We start from the raw sequence: 18788 nt of genomic DNA, 5'->3' as shown, positions 1-18788 counted from the left end.
CCCCGCGGCGGTCAGGCCTCCGGCCGGCCGCCGTTTCCGGCGCCCACCAGGGAAAGGCCCCGGGCCATGTAGTGGAGCCCGGAGGCCACCGTGACGGCGGCCGTCGCCCAGAAGACCGCCGGGAGCCACCGTTCCGCCCCGGCAAGCCACGCCCCGGCAAGCACCAGGAAGACGGTGAAGAGCTGGCAGAAGGTGGTCACCTTTCCCAGGAACGACGGCCGGATCTCCACGCCGCCCAGGATCAGGAAGAGCACCCCCACGCCGAGCAGGATGATCACGTCGCGGCTGATGACGATCACCGCCAGCCAGCCGGGCAGCCGCCCGATCACCGCCAGGGTGACGCAGGCGCTCATGAGGAGCAGCTTGTCGGCGATGGGATCGAGGACGGCGCCGAGCCGGGTCTTCTGGCGAAGCCACCGAGCCAGGAAGCCGTCCAAGGCGTCGGTGAACCCCGCCGCCGCGAAGATGGCCAGCGCCTCGGCCATCCGCCGCTCGATGAGGCAGATGACCAGGAGGGGGACGAGCAGGATGCGGAGGAGGGTGAGGAGGTTCGGGAGATTCACGGCCCCTCCCCGCCCGAGAGGTAGGCCCACGGCGACACCGCCCGGGCCGCCGCATCGGGGTGGACCCACCGCCAGACCGGCTCGCCCCGGAACCACGTCAGCTGGCGCCGCGCGTAGCGGCGGGTGTCGCGCTTCATCTCCGCCACCGCCTGCTCCCAGTTCCGCTCCCCCCGGAGGTACCGGATCATATGCCGGTACCCCAGCGACTGCAAGGGACCGAGGTCCGGGCGGTATCCCCGGGCCAGGAGCGCCCGGGTCTCATCCAGGAGTCCCTCGGCGATCATCTGGTCCACCCGCCGGTCGATCCGCGCGTCCAGCTCCTGTCGCGGCCGGATGAGCCCGAAGATGCGGTACGGGAGGGCGGCGGGCCGCCCCCGGGCCCGCGCGTGGTGGGCGGAGAGGGGCGACCGTGTGAGCGCGTACACCTCCAGGGCCCGGATCACCCGGACGAGGTCGTTGGGTGCGATGCGCGCCGCGGCCGCCGGGTCCACATCCCGGAGCCAGCCGTGGAGCGCCGCCGTCCCGAAGCGCTCCCCCGCCCGGCGCAGCTGGGCCCGAAGGGCCGGGTGCCGGCCCGGGCACGGCGCCAGCCCCCGGAGCAGGGCCCGGAGGTAGAGCCCCGTCCCCCCCACGAGGAGCACGTTCCGCCCCCGGGCCCGCACCGCCCGGATGACCCCGGCGGCCCGCCGGGCGAAATCGGCGGCATCGAAGGGCTCGTCGGGGTCCGCCACGTCGATGAGGTGATGCGGCACCTCGGCCCGCTCGGCGGCGGTGGGCTTGGCGGAGCCCACGTCCAGCCCCCGGTAGACCTGGACGGAGTCCACGCTCACGATCTCCGCGTGGAGTTCGCGGGCCAGCCGGAGGGAGAGGGCGGTCTTGCCCACGGCGGTGGGGCCCACGAGGGCCACCAGCGGAAAGGGCGCGGGGCGCGGGGGCACGTCCGGAAGCCTCCCCGGGTCAGGTCCGGCCGAACCCGCGGCGGATCTCGGCCAGGGTCACGGTCCAGGCCACGGGCCGCCCGTGCGGACAATGGCGGACCTCCGCCGCCGCCAGCTCCCGCAGGAGGCTCTCCATCTCCTCCGGGGCCAGCTCCTGGTCGGCGCGGACGGCGGCATGGCAGGCCAGGGTGGCCGCCAGGCCGTGGAGCAGCGCCTCGGCGGGCTCGGCGGCCGGCGAAAGGGCCCGGTCGAGGATCTCCACCAGTGCCCGGGGGGCGCCCCCGTGCCCGGCCAGGAACGAGGGCACCGCCCGGACGGCCACCTGGTCGTGGCCGAAGGGCTCGGCGTCGATCCCCAGCCGCTCGAGGACCGCCCGCCGCTCCGGGAGGCGGGCCACATCGGCCGGCGGGCGCTCGAAGACCTCCGGGACGAGGAGCGCCTGTGAGGCGACCCCGCCGCCCCCGGCCAGCCGCTCCAGGAACCGCCTGAAGAGCAGGCCCTCGTGGGCGGCGTGCTGGTCCACCAGGACGAGCCCCTCCGGCCCCTCGGCGAGGATGTAGGTGCGGGCGAGCTGCCCGATGAGCCGGAGCCCGCCCGGCGAAACGCCGGGGACGGGGCCCCGGGGCTCCTCCCCGGGTTGGACCGCGGCCGCTGCGGGCCCGGTCGCCGGCTGGCGGCGGACGGCCGGCGCTCCCGGGGAAGGGGCCTCCGCCGGCGGCGCCGCCTCGGCCGCCCAGGAGGGCGGCAGGAAATCGGCGACCCCCTCCGCCCGGGGCGGCGGCTCCGGCGCCCCGCCCCACGGGAGCGATGCGCCCTCTCGCAGCGGGGGAGGCTCCCCGCGGGCGCCCTCGGCGGCGCCCGTCGGCGCCGGGGCCCGCACCCCGTCGAGGGCCCGGCGCACCGCCTGGTGGACGCACCGGTAGACGGCCTCCGGCTCCCGGAACCGCACCTCCTGCTTGGCCGGGTGCACGTTCACGTCCACGAGGGCCGGGTCCATCTCGATGAAGAGACACCCCACGGGGTGGAACCGGGTCATGAGCCGGCCCCGGTAGCCCTCCCGCACCGCCTTCCAGAGGAGCCGGCCCTGGATGGGGCGCCGGTTCAGGAAGAAGTGCAGGCCCCCCGACGAGGCCCGGGCCAGCTCCGGCGGGGCCATGGCGCCCCGAATCTCGATGCCGGGGGCCCGTCCCTCCACGGGGAGGAGCGCTCCGGCCAGCTCCTCGCCGAAGAGGGCGACGAGGGGCGCCGGGTCTTCCTCCCGCCCCTCCGACCGGAAGACCCGCCGCCCCTCCGCCACCAGTTCCAGCCGGACCCCGGGATGGGCGGCGGCGGCGAGCCGCACCGCCTGGACCACGTGGGCCGCCTCCGTCCGGCGGCTTCGGAGGAAGCGGCGCCGGGCGGGGATCTCCAGGAAGAGCTCCTCCACCGTGACCGTGGTCCCGGCCGGGCATCCCACCGCCCGGAGCGTCCGCCCGCGCCCGAACCGGGTCGAGACCTCCCAGCCTTCGGCTTGGCCGGCGGGGCGGGAGGCCATGCGAAAGGCCGAGACCGCCGCGATGCTGGGCAGGGCCTCGCCCCGGAAGCCCAGGGTCCGTATGGCGGCGAGGTCCGAGGCATCCCGGATCTTGCTGGTGGCGTGGCGTTCCAGGGCGAGCTCGAGGTCCCCGCGGTCGAGCCCGCACCCGTCGTCCGTCACCCGGATGAGCCCCTTGCCCCCGTCGGCCACCTCCACCCGGATCCGCCGGGCCCCGGCGTCCAGGGCGTTGTCGAGGAGCTCCCTGACCACCGAGGCGGGCCGCTCCACCACCTCGCCGGCGGCGATCTGGTTGGCCACGTGGGTCGGCAGGATCCCGATGCGTCCCATCTAGCCCTCCCCCCCGTGGAGGTGGTCGTAGATCCGGTCCGCCAGGGCGGCGGGCAGCCCGGGCACCCCGCGGAGCGCCTCGCGGCCGGCGGCCCGGAGGCCGGCGATGCTGCCGAACCGGGCGAGCAGGCGCCGCTCCCAGCCCGGCCCCACCCCCGGGACGTCCCGGAGGCTGGAGGCCAGGCGGCCCCGGTCGCGGCGCCGCCCGTGGAAGCGGTTTCCGAAGCCGTGGGCCTCGTCCCGGACCCGCTGGAGGAAGAGGAGGGCGGGATCGGCCCGGTCCAGGCGGATGGGCTCCGGCCGCCCGGGCCGGTAGAGCCGCTCCCCCCCGCCGTCCCGGTCCTTGGCCAGGGCCACCAGTTCCACCCGGCCGGCGGCGCCCGCCGCCGCCAGGGCCGCCTCCGCCATCCCGAGCTGTCCCCGGCCGCCGTCGACGAGCAGGAGGTCGGGCCAGCCGCCCCTGCCGGGTTCCCCGGCCCGCGCCAGCCGCCGCTCCACGGCCTCGCGGATCATGGCGAAGTCGTCCATCCCGGCGACGGTCCGGATCCCGTAGATCCGGTAGCCGTCCCGGAAGGGGTGCCCGTCGCGGAAGGCCACGAGCCCCGCCACCGCGCCCTCTCCCCCGGTGGTGGCGATATCCACCCCCTCCACGAGCCGGGGGCGGCGCCGGAGGCCGAGCACCGCCACCAGCCGGTCGGCCACGGCCGTCCAGGCCGCCCGTTCCGCGCCGGCCGCCGCCAGGGCCTCCCGGGCGTTCCGCGTCGCCATCTCCGCCAGCCGCCGGCGGCGTCCCCGGAGGGCGCGGGCGAGCCGGACCTTCCGGCCGGCCATCTCCCGGAGGCCCTCGGCGAGGACGTCGGCCTCCTCCGGGAGGACGGGCACCAGGACCTCCGGCGGCACCGGGCGCCCGGCCCCGTAGTAGTCGCGGAGAAAGGCCGCCACGATCTCCCCGTCGGGGACGTCCCCCGGGCCGGCGAGTTCCAGGGTCTCCTGGCCCCGCAGCACCCCGGCGCGGACGCGGAGCACCGCCGCCGCCGCCCGCTCCCCCTCCCGGGCCAACCCCACCACGTCCCATCGGGCCCCCTGCCCCGCCACCACGGCCTGGCCCTCCACCAGCGACTCCACCGCCCGGATGCGGTCCCGGAGCTCCGCCGCCGCCTCGAAGCGAAGCGCCTCGGCCTCGGCCGCCATCCGCCGGCGGAGCTGGCGGAGCAGCGGCGCCGTCCGCCCCTCCAGGAAGAGCCGCGCCTCCCGCACCTGGGCGGCGTAGGCCTCCCGGGACACCCGGCCGACGCACGGCGCGCTGCAGCGGCCGATCTGGTACTGGAGGCAGGGCCGGCGCCGGTGCCGGAAGGCATGGTCGGAGCAGGAGCGGAGCCGGAAGGCCGGGGCCAGGAGCCGGAGCGTGGCCCGCACCGCCCCCGCCGAGGGGTAGGGGCCGAAGTAGAGGGCGCCGTCGGGCCGGCGGCGCCGCACCACGGTGAGCCTGGGGAAGGGGTGCCCCGTGGACAGGCGCAGGAAGGGGTAGGCCTTGTCGTCGCGCAGGCGGACGTTGTAACGGGGCCGGTGTTCCTTGATGAGCGCCGCCTCGAGCAAGAGGGCCTCCTTCTCGGAGCCGGTGAGCACCAGCTCCACCCGCCGAGCCCGGGCCAGCATGAGGGCCGTCTTGGGGGCCGGCTCCGCCGAGGGACGAAGATAGGCGGCGAGGCGCTGCCGGAGGGCCTTGGCCTTTCCCACGTAGAGCACGATCCCGTCCGCCGCCCGGAAGAGGTACACCCCCGGCCGGGCCGGCACCCTGGCGAGGACGTCCGGGCCCTCGAGGTCCAGGATCACCGCCTCACCCCCGTCTGGCCGGCACGCCGGGGGCCGTCACCCCCGGCGCCCGGCCGCGGTCCGCGTGGCGGCCTTGAGCTCCGCCACGAAGCCGCCCACGGCGGCCACGAGACCGGGACCGGCCGCGAGCCGGCCGTCCCGGCGGGTGCAGTGGGCCTCCACGAGGCGGACCAGGGCGCTGCCCACGATGATCCCGTCGGCCACGGCGGCCAGCGCCGCCACCTGGTCGGCCCGGCTGATGCCGAACCCCACCGCCACGGGCCTGCGGGAGAGGCCCTTGACGGCCCGGAGCGCCGCGGCGAGTTCCGGCGGCAGCTCGGACCGGGCCCCGGTGATCCCGGCCACCGAGACGTAGTAGAGGAAGCCGCGGGTGGCGGCGGCCAGGCGGCGCACCCGCTCCGGCGGCGTGGTGGGGGCGGCGAGCAGGACGTTGGCGAGCCCGTGGGCCCGCGCCGCCCGGCTCCAGGGACCCGCCTCCTCCAGCGGAAGGTCGGGGACGATGGTCCCGTCGGCCCCCGCCTCGGCGGCCGCGGCGGCGAAGGCCTCGAGGCCGAACTGGAGCACCGGGTTGTAATAGCCCATGAGGACCAGGGGGACCTCGGACCGGCGGCGGATCCGGCGGACGAGGCCGAGGATCTCCGCCGGGGTCACCCCGCCCTCCAGGGCCCGCTGGCTGGCGGCCTGGATGGTGGGCCCGTCGGCCAGGGGATCGGAGAAGGGGATGCCAAGCTCCACGATGTCCGCCCCCCGGCGGGCCATCTCGAGCACCAGGGCCTCGGTGGTGTCGAGGTCCGGGTCGCCGGCGGTGACGAAGGGGATGAGCGCGGCCTCGCCGCGGCGCCTGAGGCGCGAGAAGGCCCGGTCGATGCGGTTCATGGCGTCGGTCCTCCCTCCTTGGCGAAGAGCTCCGCCACCGTGGCCACGTCCTTGTCCCCCCGGCCCGAGAGGTTGAGCACCACCACGCCCCCCCGGGGCAGTGCCGGGGCCAGCTCCCGGAGGTAGGCCACGGCGTGGGCGCTCTCCAGGGCCGGGATGATCCCCTCGGTCTCGCAGAGGAGCCGGAAGCCGTCCAGGGCCTGCCGGTCGTCCACGGCGGCGTATTCCACCCGGCCGGCGTCCTTGAGGGCGCTGTGCTCGGGCCCCACGCCGGGATAGTCGAGCCCCGCCGCCACGGAGTGGGCGCCCTTCACCTGGCCCCACCGGTCCTGGAGGAGATAGCTCATGGCCCCGTGGAGCACGCCCGGGCGGCCCGCCGAGAGGGTGGCGGAGTGGTGATCGGTCTCGAGCCCCTCCCCGGCGGCCTCCACGCCGACGAGCCGGACGTCGCGGTCGCGGACGAAGGCGTGGAAGATCCCCATGGCGTTGCTGCCGCCCCCCACGCAGGCCACCACCGCGTCGGGCAGCCGCCCGGCGGCCCGACGCACCTGCCGCCGGGCCTCCCGGCCGATGACGCTCTGGAAGTCCCGGACCATGACCGGGTAGGGGTGGGGGCCCACCACGGAGCCGATGATGTAGTAGGTGTCGCGGACGTTGGTGACCCAGTCGCGGATGGCCTCGTTGGTGGCGTCCTTGAGCGTCCGGGTGCCGGAGTCCACCGGCACCACCCGGGCCCCGAGCAGCTCCATCCGGAAGACGTTCATGGCCTGGCGCACCGTGTCCTTGAGCCCCATGTAGACCTCGCACTCGAGGCCCATGAGGGCGGCGGCGGTGGCCGTGGCCACCCCGTGCTGGCCGGCGCCGGTCTCGGCGATGATCCGGCGCTTGCCCATCCGCCGCGCCAGGAGCACCTGGCCGATGGTGTTGTTGATCTTGTGGGCCCCGGTGTGGGTGAGGTCCTCCCGCTTCAGGAAGACGCGGATGTGGCCGCCGAGGGCCTCGGCCAGCCGGCTCGCCTCGTAGAGGGGGGTCGGGCGCCCCACGTAGTCGGCGAGGATGCGCCGGAGCTCGGCGCGGAAGGCCGGGTCCCGCCGGGCGGCCCGCCAGGCGGCGTCGAGTTCGGCCAGGGCCGGCATGAGGGTCTCGGGGACGAACCGCCCGCCGAAGGGACCGAAGTGACCCGCACGGTCCGGCCACGGGCCGGAAAGCCGTACGGGCGCGGCGCGGTCCGCCGGTGCCGTCCGGGCCCGAAGGGCGGAGGGCGTCTTCGTCTTGGTCTGTGTCATTCTCTGCTCTTCTCCTTTTCCTGGATCCGTGGCGGCCGTGCGGCACACTAGGCCGAGCTGGCCTGGGATCCCAGATCATGGGCGGACATGATCCTCTTCCGTGGCGGACTCACCCCGCCGCCCTGCGGGGCGTCCGATGACGGGCCATCTGCGACGTTGGCAAGTCGTCGATATGCTTCAAAATATTATCGATATCGCCGCCGCCTTGCATCCGGCCCGTTCTTGGACGCCCACGGATCCAGTTTTTTCAGGCGGGCTCCGGGGCCGCGGCCACGGCCCGGACGAAGGCCGCCACCCGGGCCGGGTCCTTCCGGCCCGGGGCGCGCTCCACCCCCGAGCTCACGTCCACGGCCCAGGGCCGTACCCGGGCCACGGCCCGGCCGACGTTTTCGGGGTCGAGCCCCCCCGCGAGGATCACCGGCCGAGCCAGTTCCCTGACCGCCCGGACCGCCAGGGCCCAGTCGAAGGTCCGCCCGGTTCCCCCGTGGGCGTCCGGGGCCCAGGCATCCAGGAGGAAGGCCCGGACGGCCGCCTCGTAGGGCCGCAAGGCCTCGATGTCGTCGGCGGACCGGACCCGTCGGGCCTTCACCGCCCGGGGGGCGAACCGGGCGCAGTAGGCGGGGGGTTCCTCCCCGTGGAACTGGAGGAGGTCGAGCCCGCAGGCCGCCGCCACCTCCGCCACCCTGGCGGGGTCCTCGTCCACGAAGACCCCCACGGACTGGACGAAAGGCGGCAGGGCCGCCACGATCCCCCGCGCCGTCTCCATGCTCACCCGGCGGGGGCTCTCCGCGAAGACGAGCCCCACGGCATCCGCCCCGGCGGCGGCCACGGCCACGGCCTCGGCCGCGTCGGTGAGGCCGCAGACCTTGACCCGGGTCACCGGCCCGCCCCCGCCCCGCGAAGCGCCCGGACCGCCTCGGCCGGGTCCGGGGCCGTCACCAGGCCCTCGCCCACGAGCACCGCGGTGACGCCGGCCGCCCGCAGCCGGGCCACGTCCTCCGGCGTGGAGATCCCGCTCTCGCTCACCAGGGGCACCTCCCCGGGCACGCGCTCCCGCAGCCGGAGGGTGGTCTCGATGGAGACGGTGAAGTCCCGGAGGTTGCGGTTGTTCACGCCGACGAGATCCGCCCCGGCCGCGAGGACTTCCTCCAGCTCCCTCTCGTCGTGGACCTCCACCAGGCAGTCGAGGCCGGCCTCCCGGGCGTGGGCCAGGAGTTCCCCGAGGAGCACCCGGTCCAGGATGGCCGCGATGAGGAGGACCGCGTCGGCGCCCCAGGCGAAGGCCTCGTCCACCTGGAAGTGGTCGATGAGGAAGTCCTTTCGCAAGAGGGGGAGGTCCACCACCTCGCGGACCGCGGCGAGGGTCTCGATCCGCCCCTGGAAGAAGCGCTCGTCGGTCAGGACCGAGATGGCCGCCGCCCCGCCGGCCCGGTACCGGCGGGCGAGGTCCAGGGGCCGGAAGTCCGCCGCGAGGACCCCCTTGGAGGGGGAGGCCTTCTTGAGCTCCGCGATGACGGAGACCCCCGGCTCGTCCAGGAGGGCGGCGCGAAACGGCCGGTGCGGGGCGATCTCCCGCTCGGGGGGGCGGAGCCCCGCCCGCCGCCGGGCGGCCACCTCCTCCCGCTTGTGGGCCACGATGGTCTCGAGGATGTTCATCCCCGCCACCCGGCAAGCGCCCGGAGCTTCGCCAGGGCCGCGCCGGAATCCACGGCCTCGGCCGCCGCCCGGACCCCCTCCCGCAGGCCCGGCGCCTTCCCGGCCAGGTGGATGGCGGCCCCCGCGTTCAAGAGCACCATCTCCCGCCGGGGCCCGGGCTCGCCCGAGAGCACGGCCTCCAGGATGCGGGCGTTTTCGGCGGCGTCCCCGCCGGCGAGATCCTCCGGGCGGCAGGGGGCGAGCCCCGCGTCCTCGGGGCCCACCCGGAAGGTCCGGACCCCCGACCCGGTCCACTCCGCCACCTCCGTGGGCCCGAGGAGGCTCACCTCGTCGAGGCCCCCCGCCCCGTGCACCACCCAGGCCCGGGCGGCGCCGAGGCGCCCAAGGGCCTCGGCCAGCGGGGCCGTGAGGGCCGGGTCGTAGACCCCGAGGAGCTGGACCTCGGCCCCCGCCGGGTTGGTGAGGGGGCCGAGGACGTTGAAGAGGGTCCGGATCCCGATCTCCCGCCGGGGGCCGATGGCGTGCTTCATGGCGGGATGCAGGGCCGGGGCGAAGAGGAAGCCGATACCGATCTCCTCCACGGCGCGCCCCACGGCCTCGGGCGCAAGCGACAGGTCCACCCCGAGGGCCTCCAGGACGTCGGCACTCCCGGAGCGGCTCGAGACCGACCGGTTGCCGTGCTTGGCCACCCGGACCCCCGCCCCGGCCACCACGAAGGCGGCGGTGGTGGAGACGTTGAAGGTGGCCGCGCCGTCGCCGCCCGTCCCGCAGGTGTCCACCAGGACCTCGCCGGGCGCCCGGCGGACCGGTATCCCCTCGGCCTTGGCCCGCATGACGCGGGCCGCCCCGGTGATCTCGGCCACCGTCTCGCCCTTGAGCCGCAGCGCCGTCAGGAAGGCGCCGATCTGGGCCGGGGTGGCCGCGCCCTCCATGATCTCGCCCATGACGGCCGCCATGGCCGCCTCGTCCAGGTCCTGCCCCTCCACCAGGGCGGAGATGGCCGCGCGGATCGCCTCCATGGTCACATCTCCAGGAAGTTTCGGAGGAGCGCCGGCCCCTCCGGGGTCATGATGGACTCCGGGTGGAACTGCACCCCCTCCACCGGGAGCTCTCGGTGGCGCAGCCCCATGAGCTCCCCCTCGGCGGTCCAGGCCGTCTTCACCAGGCAGTCGGGGAGGCCCTCCTCCACCAGGAGCGAGTGGTACCGCATGGCCTCGAAGGGATCGGGAAGCCCCCGGAAGACCCCCTGCCCGTCGTGGTGGACCAGGGAGGTCTTGCCGTGCATGAGACGGCCGGCCCGCACCACCCGGGCCCCGAAGGCCGCCCCGATGGACTGGTGGCCGAGGCAGACCCCGAGGATGGGCACCTTGCCGGCGAAGTGGCGGATGGCCGCCACGGAGATGCCCGCCTCGTTGGGCGTGCAGGGCCCCGGCGAGACGAGGAGCCGGTCCACGGGCCAGGCGGCGATCTCCTCCACCGTGGCCTCGTCGTTGCGGATGACCCGCATCTCGGCGCCCAGGGTCCCGAGGGCCTGGACGAGGTTGTAGGTGAAGGAATCGTAGTTGTCGATGACCAGCAGCATGTTCCGCCCCGTCACGGGTGCCTCAGAGCCCCTCCTGGGCCAGGTCGATGGCGCGCATGAGGGCCCGGCCCTTGTTGAGGGTCTCGTCCCACTCGCGGGCCGGGTCGGAATCCGCCACGATCCCGGCGCCCGCCTGAAGATACAGCCGGTCTCCCTTCTGGAAAAGGGTCCGGATGGTGATGGCGAGGTCCATGTTCCCGGAGAAGCCGAGGTAGCCCACGGCCCCCGCGTAGGGCCCCCGCCGGACGGGCTCGAGCTCCTCGATGATCTCCATGGCGCGGATCTTGGGCGCGCCGCTCACCGTCCCGGCGGGGAAGCAGGCCCGGAGCACGTCGAACATGTCCCGGCCCTCGGCGAGCCGCCCGGTCACCCCGGAGACGAGGTGCATCACGTGGGAGTAGCGCTCCACCACCATGAGGTCGTTGACCCGGACGGTGCCGATGCGGGCCACCCGCCCGACGTCGTTGCGTCCGAGGTCCACCAGCATGAGGTGCTCGGCCCGTTCCTTGGGGTCGGCGAGGAGTTCCGCCTCGAGGGCCGCGTCCTCCTCGGGCGTCCGCCCGCGGGGCCGGGTGCCGGCGATGGGGCGCACCTCCACCAGCCCGTCGGTGAGGCGCACCAGGATCTCGGGGGAGGATCCCACCAGGACCTCGTCCCCCAGCTGGAGGTAGTAGAGGTAGGGCGAGGGGTTGATCTTCCGCAGGGCCCGGTACAGGTCGAAGGGCGGCACCCCGGCCTGCCCGGAGAACCGCTGGGAGAGCACCACCTGGATGACGTCCCCGGCCCGGATGTACTCCTTGGCCCGTCGGACCATCTCCTCGAACCGCTCCCGGGGGATCTCCGGGGCGAGATGGGTGAGCACCTGTTGCCCCACGGGCGGATCCCGGTAGTCGATGCCACGGCGCAGGCGCTGGGTGATGTTCTCCACGGCCCGGACGCCCTGCTGGTAGACGCCCTCGGCCCCGGCCGGGTCGTCCACCCGGAGACAGGCGACGATCTGGAGGCTGTGGCGAAGATTGTCGTGGACCAGGAGGAGCTCCGGGAACATGAAGGTGGCGTCGGCGAAGCCCGTGGTCTCGGGGGCCAGCTCCGGCAGCCGCTCCATGAACCGGACCATGTCGTAGCCGAGGTAACCCACGGCGCCGCCGTAGAAACGGGGCAGCCCCGGGACCGGCGCCGGGCGGAACCCCCCCATGATCTCCCGGAGGACTTCCAGGGGATCGTCCGCCGCCCGGGTCTCCCGGCGGCCCCGAACCTCGGTGAAGACCTCGCGTCCCCGGCACCCGAAGACCAGGAAGGGCCGGAGGCCGATGAAGCTGTACCGGCCCCACTTCTCGCCGCCCTCGAGGGACTCGAGCAGGAAGGCGGGCCCCCCGTCCGAAAGCTTGGCGAAGAGGGAAACCGGGGTGTCGAAGTCCACCGGGACCTCGCGCCACACGGGGATCAGGTTGTAATCGGCGGCCAGGGCCTTGAACTGGGTGAGGTCCGGCGTCAGCATGGTCGGCTCGTTCACAGGGGGGCGATGGCGGAGGGCACCACGAAAAAACCGTGGGCCAGAGGTACGTGCCCACGGTGCTCCAACCCCCTGTGGTGCCCCGTCACGGTGAGATGGGCGCGCCCTCGTCGGTTCAGTCGGCGGGAGCGCGGCGCCATCGGCGCCCCGGGGTGGGACCCGGTCGGTGCGGTCTCGGGATGGGTCTTTCGGGCTGCACTGGGCCGCCTCCCCGGGCGCCCTCCTTCGAGTGGAGGGACGCGCATCGCTAGTCTTATGACCCGGCCGGGGCCGGCTGTCAACCCCCGGCGGCGCCGGCCGCCGCCCAGGCATCGAGCAGGGCGTCGAGGCGGCCCCGGAGGGCGGAGAAACGGCCCGGGTCGGCGGCCATCTCGTGCGGGGCCTGGACCCACGGACCACCGTCGAGCTCGTCGGCGCAGTGGGTGACGAGCCGCTCCACCGCCGCCGGTGTGGTCTCGAGGTGGAACTGGAGCCCGATCACCCGGGGCCCCAGGGCGAAGGCCTGGTGGCGGCAGGCCTCGGACGAGGCCAGGTGCTCGGCGCCGGCGGGGATGTCGAAGGTCTCCCCGTGCCAGTGGAAGGCCTCGAAGGTCTCCGGGAGCCCGGCGGTGAGGGGATGGCGGCGCCCCTCCGGGGTGAGGGTCACGGGGAACCAGCCGATCTCCCGGTGGGGATTCCGCCGCACCGCCGCCCCCAGGACGTGGGCGAGGATCTGGGCCCCGAGGCAGACGCCCAGGACGCCCTTCCCCGCCCGGACCGCCGCCTCCACGAGGCGCATCTCCCCCGCCATCCAGGGATGGTCCGCGGCGTCCCCCACCCCCATGGGTCCGCCGAGCACGGCCAGGAGGTCGAAGGCCGCCGTCTCCGGCGGGGGCTCGCCGGCGAAGAGGCGGGTCACCTCCAGGCGGAGGCCCCGCTCGCGGGCCCAGTGGGCCAGGGCGGCCGGCCCCTCGAAGGGGACGTGCTGGAGGGCGTGAATCCGAGGCGCGGACGCCGAGGTCACGCCGCCGCGCCCTTCGTGCTCCACTCCCCGAAGACCCGGCGCTCCGCGAGGGCCTTGCGTTGTTCGTAGGCCTCGCGGACGATGCGGACGTCCTCGAGGTAGTGCTCCATCTCGGAGAGGGTGAGGGCCTGGGGGCCGTCGCAGAGGGCCGTCTCGGGCTTCGGGTGAAACTCCACGAGCACCATGTTGGCCCCGGCCACCACGCCCTCGGCGGTGGCGTGGAAGATGTCGAGGATGCCGTCCGGGGCGCGGTCCTTGGTCCCCACGGAGTGGGTGGGATCCACGCAGACGGGCAGCCGCGTCAGCCGCTTCAGCACGGGGACGTGGCCGAAGTCGATGAGGTTCCGGTGGGGTTCCCCGAGGTGCGACTTCACCCCGCGCAGGCAGAAGACGATGTTGCGGTTGCCCTCGCTGGCGATGTACTCGCAGGCGTTCAGGGACTCCTCCAGGGTGAGCCCCATGCCGCGCTTGTAGAGGACGGGGAACTCCTGCTGGGACCCGACGGCCTTCAGGAGTTCGAAGTTCTGGGCGTTTCGGGTGCCCACCTGCAGCATGACGCCGGTGGGCCGGCCGGCCGCCTCGAGGGCCTCGAAGATCTCCTCGATGTGGACCGCCCGGAGCACCTCCATGGCGATGACCTTGATGCCGTACTTGCCGGCGATCTCGAAGACCCAGGGGAGGCAGGCCTTGCCGTGCCCCTGGAAGTCGTAGGGGCTGGTCCGGGGCTTGTAGGCCCCCATGCGGGCGGTGGTGACGCCGAGCCGCTGCATGCTTCGGCACATGGCCTCGACGTTTTCCGGGGTGTCCACGGCGCAGGGCCCCATGAAGACGTGGAAGCAGTTCTGGTCGAAGTGGATCCCGTTGTAGTCGAAGCCGAATTCCTCCAGCTGGCCGCCGTGTCGGCCGATCTGGCGGTACTTGCTGGAGATCCGGACCACCCGCTCGACCCCGGCCATGCGCTCCAGGGTCTCCATGGGCACGCTGTGGGTGGGGCCGATGAGGTAGATCTCGGAGACCACCCGGCTGGCACCCCGGACCCCGGAGAGCCGGGTCTTCACGTCGGGGAACTGCCGGAGGTACTCGAGGATCTGGGCCACCTCCGGGCCGGCGGGATCCGTGTCGGGCTTGAGGATGATGATCATGGCTGGACTCCCTTCGGGGACTCACCTCCCCATCGAACCGGGAGGAATTTTTACCTATACCACCGGCCGCGAAACCGGTCAATTCATGGCGGCGTCGCAAAAAGTCGCGGGCTGCGGTGGCGTTCGGATGTTCTCGTCATTGCGGCGCAGCTCAACTCCGCCTCATCCCCCGACATCCTCGCGCCTTGCATCCGGCGATCTTTGCCGAGCCTCCACTTCGAGGACTTTTCACGCGGCCATCCTACAAGGCCTCATCCCCGCCGGGTCAGAGGATCAGCATGGCGTCTCCGTAGCTGTAGAACCGGTAGCCGCGGTCCCGGGCATGGGCGTAGGCCCGAAGCACCGGGTCCAGCCCGGCGAAGGCCGCCACCAGCACCAGCAGCGAGGACCGGGGCAGGTGGAAGTTGGTGACGAGGGCGTCCACCACCCGGAACCGGTGCCCCGGGAGGATGTAGAGGCCGCAGGCCCCCTCCCGCGGCTCGAGCCCCCCCTCGCCCTCCGCCGCCCATTCCAGGGCCCGGACCGTGGTGGTGCCCACGGCAACCACGCGCCCGCCGGCCCGCCGGGTCTCGGCCACGGCCGCCACGGCCTCGGCCGGCACCGAGACCCATTCCTCGTGGATCCGGTGCGCCCGGACGTCGTCCACCCGGATGGGCGCGAAGGTCCCGTAGCCCACGTGGAGGGTGACCCGGGCCACCCGGACCCCCGCGGCCCGGATCTCCTCCAGCAGCCCCCGGCTGAAGTGGAGTCCGGCGGTCGGGGCCGCCACGGAACCCGTCCGCGCGGCGTAGACCGTCTGGTAGCGGCGGCGGTCGGGGGCCTCCGGCGCCCGGCGGATGTAGGGCGGCAGCGGAACTTCCCCGCGCCGGTCGAGGACCCGGGCGAGCCCTCCCCGGTAGTGCAGCCGGACCCGCGCCTCGCCGCCGCCCTCCACGGCCAGGACCTCCACCTCGAGGTCGGGGGCCACCTCCACGCGCTGCCCGGCCCGAAGCCCCTTGGAGGCGCGGCACAGGGCCCGGGCCTCGGCCGTCCCGTCCCCCGCCTCCCGGGGAAAGCCGAGGAGGAGCAGCTCCACCCGGCCGCCCGTGGGCTTCCGGCCGCGGAGACGGGCGGGGAAGACCGCCGTGTCGTTCAGGACCAGGCAGTCACCCGGCCGGAGATAGGCCCCCACCTCGGCGAAGCGGCGGTCGGCGAGCCGGCCCGTCCGCCGGTCCATCACCAAGAGGCGCGAACCCGTCCGCCTGGGCGCCGGGTACCGGGCGATGGCGGATTCCGGAAGCGGGTAGTCGTACTCGGAGAGGGAGAATCCCCGGGTCATGGGACGGCGTGGATCCGCCGGCTTCGGGGAAAGACCGGGGCGGGCCGGCCGGCGCGGCCCCGTCGCAGCGCCATCACGGGAGGAGGCCGCTTCGCCTTCCCAGGTAGCAGAGGGCCAGCCCGAAGAGGGTGCTGGCCAGGCCGATCCACCGGAGGTGGCCCGGCGGGATCTCCGAAAGCTGCCGGAGCCACCCCTGCATCTTCTCCGGGAAGGCGAAGTAGGGAAGTCCCTCCACGACCAGGACGAGACCGAGGAGACAGACGAGGAGCTTCATGGAAGGACCCGCCGGAATCGATGGCGCCGCAAAAAGTCGCGGGCTGCTGCGGTGCTTCGGATGTTCTCGTCATTTCGGCGGAGCTCAACTCCGCCTCATTCCCCGACATCCTCGCGCCTTGCATCCGGCGATTTCTGCCGAGCCATCCACATAGAGGCCTTTTTGCGTGGCCATCGGGATTGCGTCCGTCAAGGACCGAAGACCAGGGATGGAAAGTGGTGGCGGTGCAGGGACTTGAACCCCGGACGCTGCGGATATGAGCCGCATGCTCTAACCAACTGAGCTACACCGCCACGTGGGCGTCACCTATTACCGGCATTCGGCCGGAATGTCAAGAAGCCGCCGGAGCCGCCGCCGGCGCCTCCCCGGCCGGCCGGACGTCCCGGACCACCACCTCGAAGTGGAGGTCCTTGCCCGCCAGGGGATGGTTGAAGTCCACGAGGACGACCCCCTCCCAGACGGCCCGCACCAGGGCCGGCCGGCGGATGCCGAACTCGTCCGGGGCCTTGACCACCTTCCCGGCCTCCACCTCCCCGGCCATGCGCTCGCTGGCCACCAGCACCACCCGCCGGGGATCGTAGGCGCCGTAGCCGAAGGCCGGCGGGACCACGATGACCTTGCGATCGCCCACCGAGAGCCCCACGATCCCCTCCTCCACGGGACGGGGAAAGTCGCCGGCGCCGCAGACGAAGGCCGCGGCCCCCCCGGACTTCTCGGACGAGTCCACGACCCTCCCGGAGGCAAGGCGCACCTCGTACTCCACCACCACCAGGAGGCCCGGCTCCACCACCTTGCGCTCCGCCCCGGCGTCCGGCACCTTCAGTGGCTTCCCTTCTCCTCGTCAGGGAGCGGGAACTTGAAGAACGGGACCTCTTCCCGGCGCAGCATCTCTTCCTCCTCGGCGGTGGCCACTCCCCGGATGTTCCGCGGCTCGGACGCGCCGTAGTGCATCTTCAAGGCCTCCTCGGCGAACCGGTGGCCGACGTCCTCGGTGGTCTCCCGGATGGCCTTGGCCACCCGGTGGACGAGGACGGCCAGGGCATGGCGCGGGTCCGGGCCGTCCCGGGGCGGCCCCGTGCGGACGGCCACGGCGGACGGGGCCTTGCGGACGGAACAGCTGCCGCAGACGGGACAGCAGAGGCGCCCTTCCTCCTGCTGGGCCTCGTAGGCGGCGCCGTCCTTGAACCACGCCTCGAAGACGTGGTCGTTGTCGCACCGAAGGTCGAAGGCGATCATGGCTCCTTCAATGGATACCAGCTCGGCCGAAAGGCCGCAAACCGGCGGCCCGGTCAGGCCCGGTCAGGCCCCGGCGTCTCCCGGTCCAGGTCCTCCCGCAGCTCGATGAGCTTCCGGTAGACGGCGTCGAGGAACTCCGTCATGGGCCCGTGCTTGTTCTCCCCGGACTGGGCGTAGGCCTTGGCGATCTCGACCGTCTGCCGAAGGCATTCCTCGCGGACGTAGGTGGAATCTTTCATCTCGGCGGACCTCCTTCAAGTCGCATGCAGTTCCAGCCCCGGGGGCGGGCCCAGAGCTCCCCGTGCCCGGCGCGATGGGTTCCGGCCGCGCCAAATCGGAACGCCGGGAGGAAAGGCACGCGGCCGGCGGCCGCTTCGCCGTCATCCCGGCACGAACGCAAAAGGAAAGGGCCAGGCTCGAGGCCTCGCCCTTTCCCGGAAATCTGGTGGAGATGAGGGGATTCGAACCCCTGACTTCCACGTTGCGAACGTGGCGCTCTCCCAGCTGAGCTACACCCCCATGATCCGTCGGTTCCACACCGGGCTTCGCCCGGAAGAATCCTAGATAAAACGGAGAACTCGCTCCTGTCAAGCCGATCCATCCCTCATTCCCCGAAGGTGGTGGGGACCGGCGGATGGACCGGGGCGGGGGCGGTCCAGCGCACCCCGGTGAACTCCCGGACGGCGAAGTCCGCCGGGGGGACGAGGACGGGGAGCGCCCTGACGGGCTCGATGGTGAAGGCGCCGTCCGGGTAGAGGCGGCCGGCCCACTCCCCGTCGACCTGAACGGGGAAGGGACCGGTGCCCCGGATCTCCACCCCGCGGGCCCGGAAGCTGCATTCCGGCGCGCGGAAGCGGGGCAGCCGCGCGGCGAGGACGAAGCGGACGTAGGCGGCCACCGTGGAGAACAGGTAGATCTCGATGAGACCGTCGCCCCAGTGGGCGTCCCGGGCGAGCCTGGCGCCCCCCGCGTAGGAGTCGATGTTGCCGGCCAACAGCACCGCCGGTTCCGCCGTCACCCGGGAGCCCTCCCGCCGGCCGGCACCGCGGAGCTCGAGCCGCAGGGCGGAACGGGGTCCCGGGAAGGCCATCGCCTGCCGGAGCCCGTGGGCCAGGTACCGCAGGTTGTGGAGCCAGCGGGGCCCGGACCCGCGGCCCCGGCTGAAGCCCTCCACCACCCGGGCGTCCAGTCCGAAGCTGGCGTAGCACAGGAAGGGCCGGCCGGCGCCGAATTGCCATACGTCCAGGGCCGCCACCCGGCCGGCGGCCACCCCGGCCCAGAAGGCCTCCAGCCCCCCGGCCCGCCACACGCGGAGCCACCCGAGGCTGCGCGCGAGGTCGTTGCCCGTCCCGAGGGGTACCACCGCCAGGGAGGGCGGCGCGGCCAGCTCCAGGAGCCCCCGGCCCACCCGGGTGGCCGTCCCGTCCCCCCCGGCCGCCACGACGAGGTCCCGGCCCGGGGCCAGGGAGGTCACCTGGCGTTCGAGCCGGCCCGGGTCCGTGAAGACGACCTGGACGCCCACGTCCGGCGGGGAGGCCGCCTCGAGCCGGGCGGCCAGGCGCCGGCCGGCGCCGTTGCCGGAGGTGGGGTTGACGAGGAAGAGACAATCCATAAGGGGCCTGGTCCGCCGGGACGAGGCGGTCCCGCGCCCCGACTTTACCGTACTTCGGCGGCCGGGCAAACAGCCGGGCGGCGGCGGGGTGG

19 protein-coding genes and 2 tRNA genes are annotated in these 18788 nt (G+C 74.0%); all 21 read right to left on the bottom strand.

Features of this window, described 5'->3' with window-relative positions:
• Window positions 1-11: 11 nt before the first annotated feature.
• Window positions 12-563 (bottom strand): CDP-alcohol phosphatidyltransferase family protein, encoded by a 552-nt coding sequence (locus tag HCU62_RS09765; protein ID WP_163298489.1) that lies wholly within the window; start codon window positions 561-563, stop codon window positions 12-14.
• A complete protein-coding gene (gene miaA, locus HCU62_RS09760; RefSeq protein ID WP_343066732.1) occupies window positions 560-1501 on the bottom strand; it encodes a tRNA (adenosine(37)-N6)-dimethylallyltransferase MiaA in 942 nt (313 codons plus the stop codon). Before miaA ends, HCU62_RS09765 begins: the two co-directional genes overlap by 4 nt.
• A 19-nt stretch (window positions 1502-1520) precedes the next feature.
• Window positions 1521-3365 carry a DNA mismatch repair endonuclease MutL gene (gene mutL / locus HCU62_RS09755; RefSeq protein ID WP_163299893.1) on the bottom strand — a complete coding sequence of 615 codons (1845 nt, stop codon included), beginning with the start codon at window positions 3363-3365 and terminating at the stop codon, window positions 1521-1523.
• Complete coding sequence (gene uvrC / locus HCU62_RS09750) at window positions 3366-5198, bottom strand: excinuclease ABC subunit UvrC (protein WP_169755594.1); 1833 nt, start codon at window positions 5196-5198, stop codon at window positions 3366-3368.
• Between the two features lie 36 nt (window positions 5199-5234).
• On the bottom strand, window positions 5235-6074 hold the full coding sequence (gene trpA, locus HCU62_RS09745; protein WP_163298659.1) for a tryptophan synthase subunit alpha: 840 nt from the start codon (window positions 6072-6074) through the stop codon (window positions 5235-5237).
• Window positions 6071-7360, bottom strand: coding sequence for a tryptophan synthase subunit beta (gene trpB / locus HCU62_RS09740; protein ID WP_163298658.1), 1290 nt, complete (start codon window positions 7358-7360; stop codon window positions 6071-6073). Before trpB ends, trpA begins: the two co-directional genes overlap by 4 nt.
• 247 nt (window positions 7361-7607) lie before the next feature.
• On the bottom strand, window positions 7608-8240 hold the full coding sequence (locus HCU62_RS09735; RefSeq protein WP_163298657.1) for a phosphoribosylanthranilate isomerase: 633 nt from the start codon (window positions 8238-8240) through the stop codon (window positions 7608-7610).
• On the bottom strand, window positions 8237-9016 hold the full coding sequence (gene trpC, locus HCU62_RS09730; protein WP_163298656.1) for an indole-3-glycerol phosphate synthase TrpC: 780 nt from the start codon (window positions 9014-9016) through the stop codon (window positions 8237-8239). The genes HCU62_RS09735 and trpC overlap by 4 nt, the downstream gene beginning before the upstream one ends.
• Window positions 9013-10035 (bottom strand): anthranilate phosphoribosyltransferase, encoded by a 1023-nt coding sequence (gene trpD / locus HCU62_RS09725; RefSeq protein WP_163298655.1) that lies wholly within the window; start codon window positions 10033-10035, stop codon window positions 9013-9015. The genes trpC and trpD overlap by 4 nt, the downstream gene beginning before the upstream one ends.
• Window positions 10036-10037: 2 nt before the next feature.
• On the bottom strand, window positions 10038-10598 hold the full coding sequence (locus HCU62_RS09720; protein WP_163298661.1) for an anthranilate synthase component II: 561 nt from the start codon (window positions 10596-10598) through the stop codon (window positions 10038-10040).
• A gap of 22 nt (window positions 10599-10620) precedes the next feature.
• Window positions 10621-12096, bottom strand: a complete 1476-nt coding sequence (gene trpE / locus HCU62_RS09715) for an anthranilate synthase component I (protein ID WP_163298654.1) — start codon at window positions 12094-12096, stop codon at window positions 10621-10623.
• Between the two features lie 292 nt (window positions 12097-12388).
• Window positions 12389-13114 (bottom strand): type 1 glutamine amidotransferase, encoded by a 726-nt coding sequence (locus tag HCU62_RS09710; RefSeq protein ID WP_163298653.1) that lies wholly within the window; start codon window positions 13112-13114, stop codon window positions 12389-12391.
• Window positions 13111-14256 (bottom strand): 3-deoxy-7-phosphoheptulonate synthase, encoded by a 1146-nt coding sequence (locus HCU62_RS09705; RefSeq protein ID WP_163298652.1) that lies wholly within the window; start codon window positions 14254-14256, stop codon window positions 13111-13113. The genes HCU62_RS09710 and HCU62_RS09705 overlap by 4 nt, the downstream gene beginning before the upstream one ends.
• A gap of 265 nt (window positions 14257-14521) precedes the next feature.
• A complete protein-coding gene (gene queA / locus HCU62_RS09700; RefSeq protein WP_163298651.1) occupies window positions 14522-15574 on the bottom strand; it encodes a tRNA preQ1(34) S-adenosylmethionine ribosyltransferase-isomerase QueA in 1053 nt (350 codons plus the stop codon).
• Between the two features lie 73 nt (window positions 15575-15647).
• Window positions 15648-15848, bottom strand: coding sequence for a DUF2065 domain-containing protein (locus HCU62_RS09695; RefSeq protein ID WP_163298650.1), 201 nt, complete (start codon window positions 15846-15848; stop codon window positions 15648-15650).
• 216 nt (window positions 15849-16064) lie between these two features.
• Window positions 16065-16141, bottom strand: a tRNA-Met gene (locus HCU62_RS09690).
• A 38-nt stretch (window positions 16142-16179) separates the two neighbouring features.
• A complete protein-coding gene (locus HCU62_RS09685) occupies window positions 16180-16665 on the bottom strand; it encodes an FKBP-type peptidyl-prolyl cis-trans isomerase (RefSeq protein ID WP_163298649.1) in 486 nt (161 codons plus the stop codon).
• Between the two features lie 2 nt (window positions 16666-16667).
• The gene (locus HCU62_RS09680; protein ID WP_163298648.1) at window positions 16668-17084 is read right to left on the bottom strand and encodes a DUF1178 family protein; all 417 of its coding nucleotides are present in this window, start codon (window positions 17082-17084) and stop codon (window positions 16668-16670) included.
• 53 nt (window positions 17085-17137) lie between these two features.
• Window positions 17138-17323, bottom strand: coding sequence for a hypothetical protein (locus HCU62_RS09675; RefSeq protein WP_163298647.1), 186 nt, complete (start codon window positions 17321-17323; stop codon window positions 17138-17140).
• Window positions 17324-17527: 204 nt separating this feature from the next.
• A tRNA-Ala gene (locus HCU62_RS09670) sits at window positions 17528-17603 on the bottom strand.
• 85 nt (window positions 17604-17688) lie between these two features.
• The gene (locus HCU62_RS09665) at window positions 17689-18696 is read right to left on the bottom strand and encodes a diacylglycerol/lipid kinase family protein (protein ID WP_169755593.1); all 1008 of its coding nucleotides are present in this window, start codon (window positions 18694-18696) and stop codon (window positions 17689-17691) included.
• Window positions 18697-18788 lie beyond the last annotated feature (92 nt).

This window comes from Dissulfurirhabdus thermomarina (assembly GCF_012979235.1).
In the GTDB taxonomy this organism is placed as follows: domain Bacteria; phylum Desulfobacterota; class Dissulfuribacteria; order Dissulfuribacterales; family Dissulfurirhabdaceae; genus Dissulfurirhabdus; species Dissulfurirhabdus thermomarina.
This window is presented reverse-complemented; position numbering and strand designations above follow the sequence as displayed.

Coding starts and splice junctions, on each gene's coding strand:
- trpE (WP_163298654.1), bottom strand. CDS start 12,096: ATGCTGACGCCGGACCTCACCCAGTTCAAGGCCCTGGCCGCCGATTAC.
- HCU62_RS09680 (WP_163298648.1), bottom strand. CDS start 17,084: ATGATCGCCTTCGACCTTCGGTGCGACAACGACCACGTCTTCGAGGCG.
- trpB (WP_163298658.1), bottom strand. CDS start 7,360: ATGACACAGACCAAGACGAAGACGCCCTCCGCCCTTCGGGCCCGGACG.
- queA (WP_163298651.1), bottom strand. CDS start 15,574: ATGACCCGGGGATTCTCCCTCTCCGAGTACGACTACCCGCTTCCGGAA.
- HCU62_RS09675 (WP_163298647.1), bottom strand. CDS start 17,323: ATGAAAGATTCCACCTACGTCCGCGAGGAATGCCTTCGGCAGACGGTC.
- HCU62_RS09695 (WP_163298650.1), bottom strand. CDS start 15,848: ATGAAGCTCCTCGTCTGTCTCCTCGGTCTCGTCCTGGTCGTGGAGGGA.
- trpD (WP_163298655.1), bottom strand. CDS start 10,035: ATGGAGGCGATCCGCGCGGCCATCTCCGCCCTGGTGGAGGGGCAGGAC.
- HCU62_RS09720 (WP_163298661.1), bottom strand. CDS start 10,598: ATGCTGCTGGTCATCGACAACTACGATTCCTTCACCTACAACCTCGTC.
- trpC (WP_163298656.1), bottom strand. CDS start 9,016: ATGAACATCCTCGAGACCATCGTGGCCCACAAGCGGGAGGAGGTGGCC.
- trpA (WP_163298659.1), bottom strand. CDS start 6,074: ATGAACCGCATCGACCGGGCCTTCTCGCGCCTCAGGCGCCGCGGCGAG.
- HCU62_RS09705 (WP_163298652.1), bottom strand. CDS start 14,256: ATGATCATCATCCTCAAGCCCGACACGGATCCCGCCGGCCCGGAGGTG.
- mutL (WP_163299893.1), bottom strand. CDS start 3,365: ATGGGACGCATCGGGATCCTGCCGACCCACGTGGCCAACCAGATCGCC.
- HCU62_RS09665 (WP_169755593.1), bottom strand. CDS start 18,696: ATGGATTGTCTCTTCCTCGTCAACCCCACCTCCGGCAACGGCGCCGGC.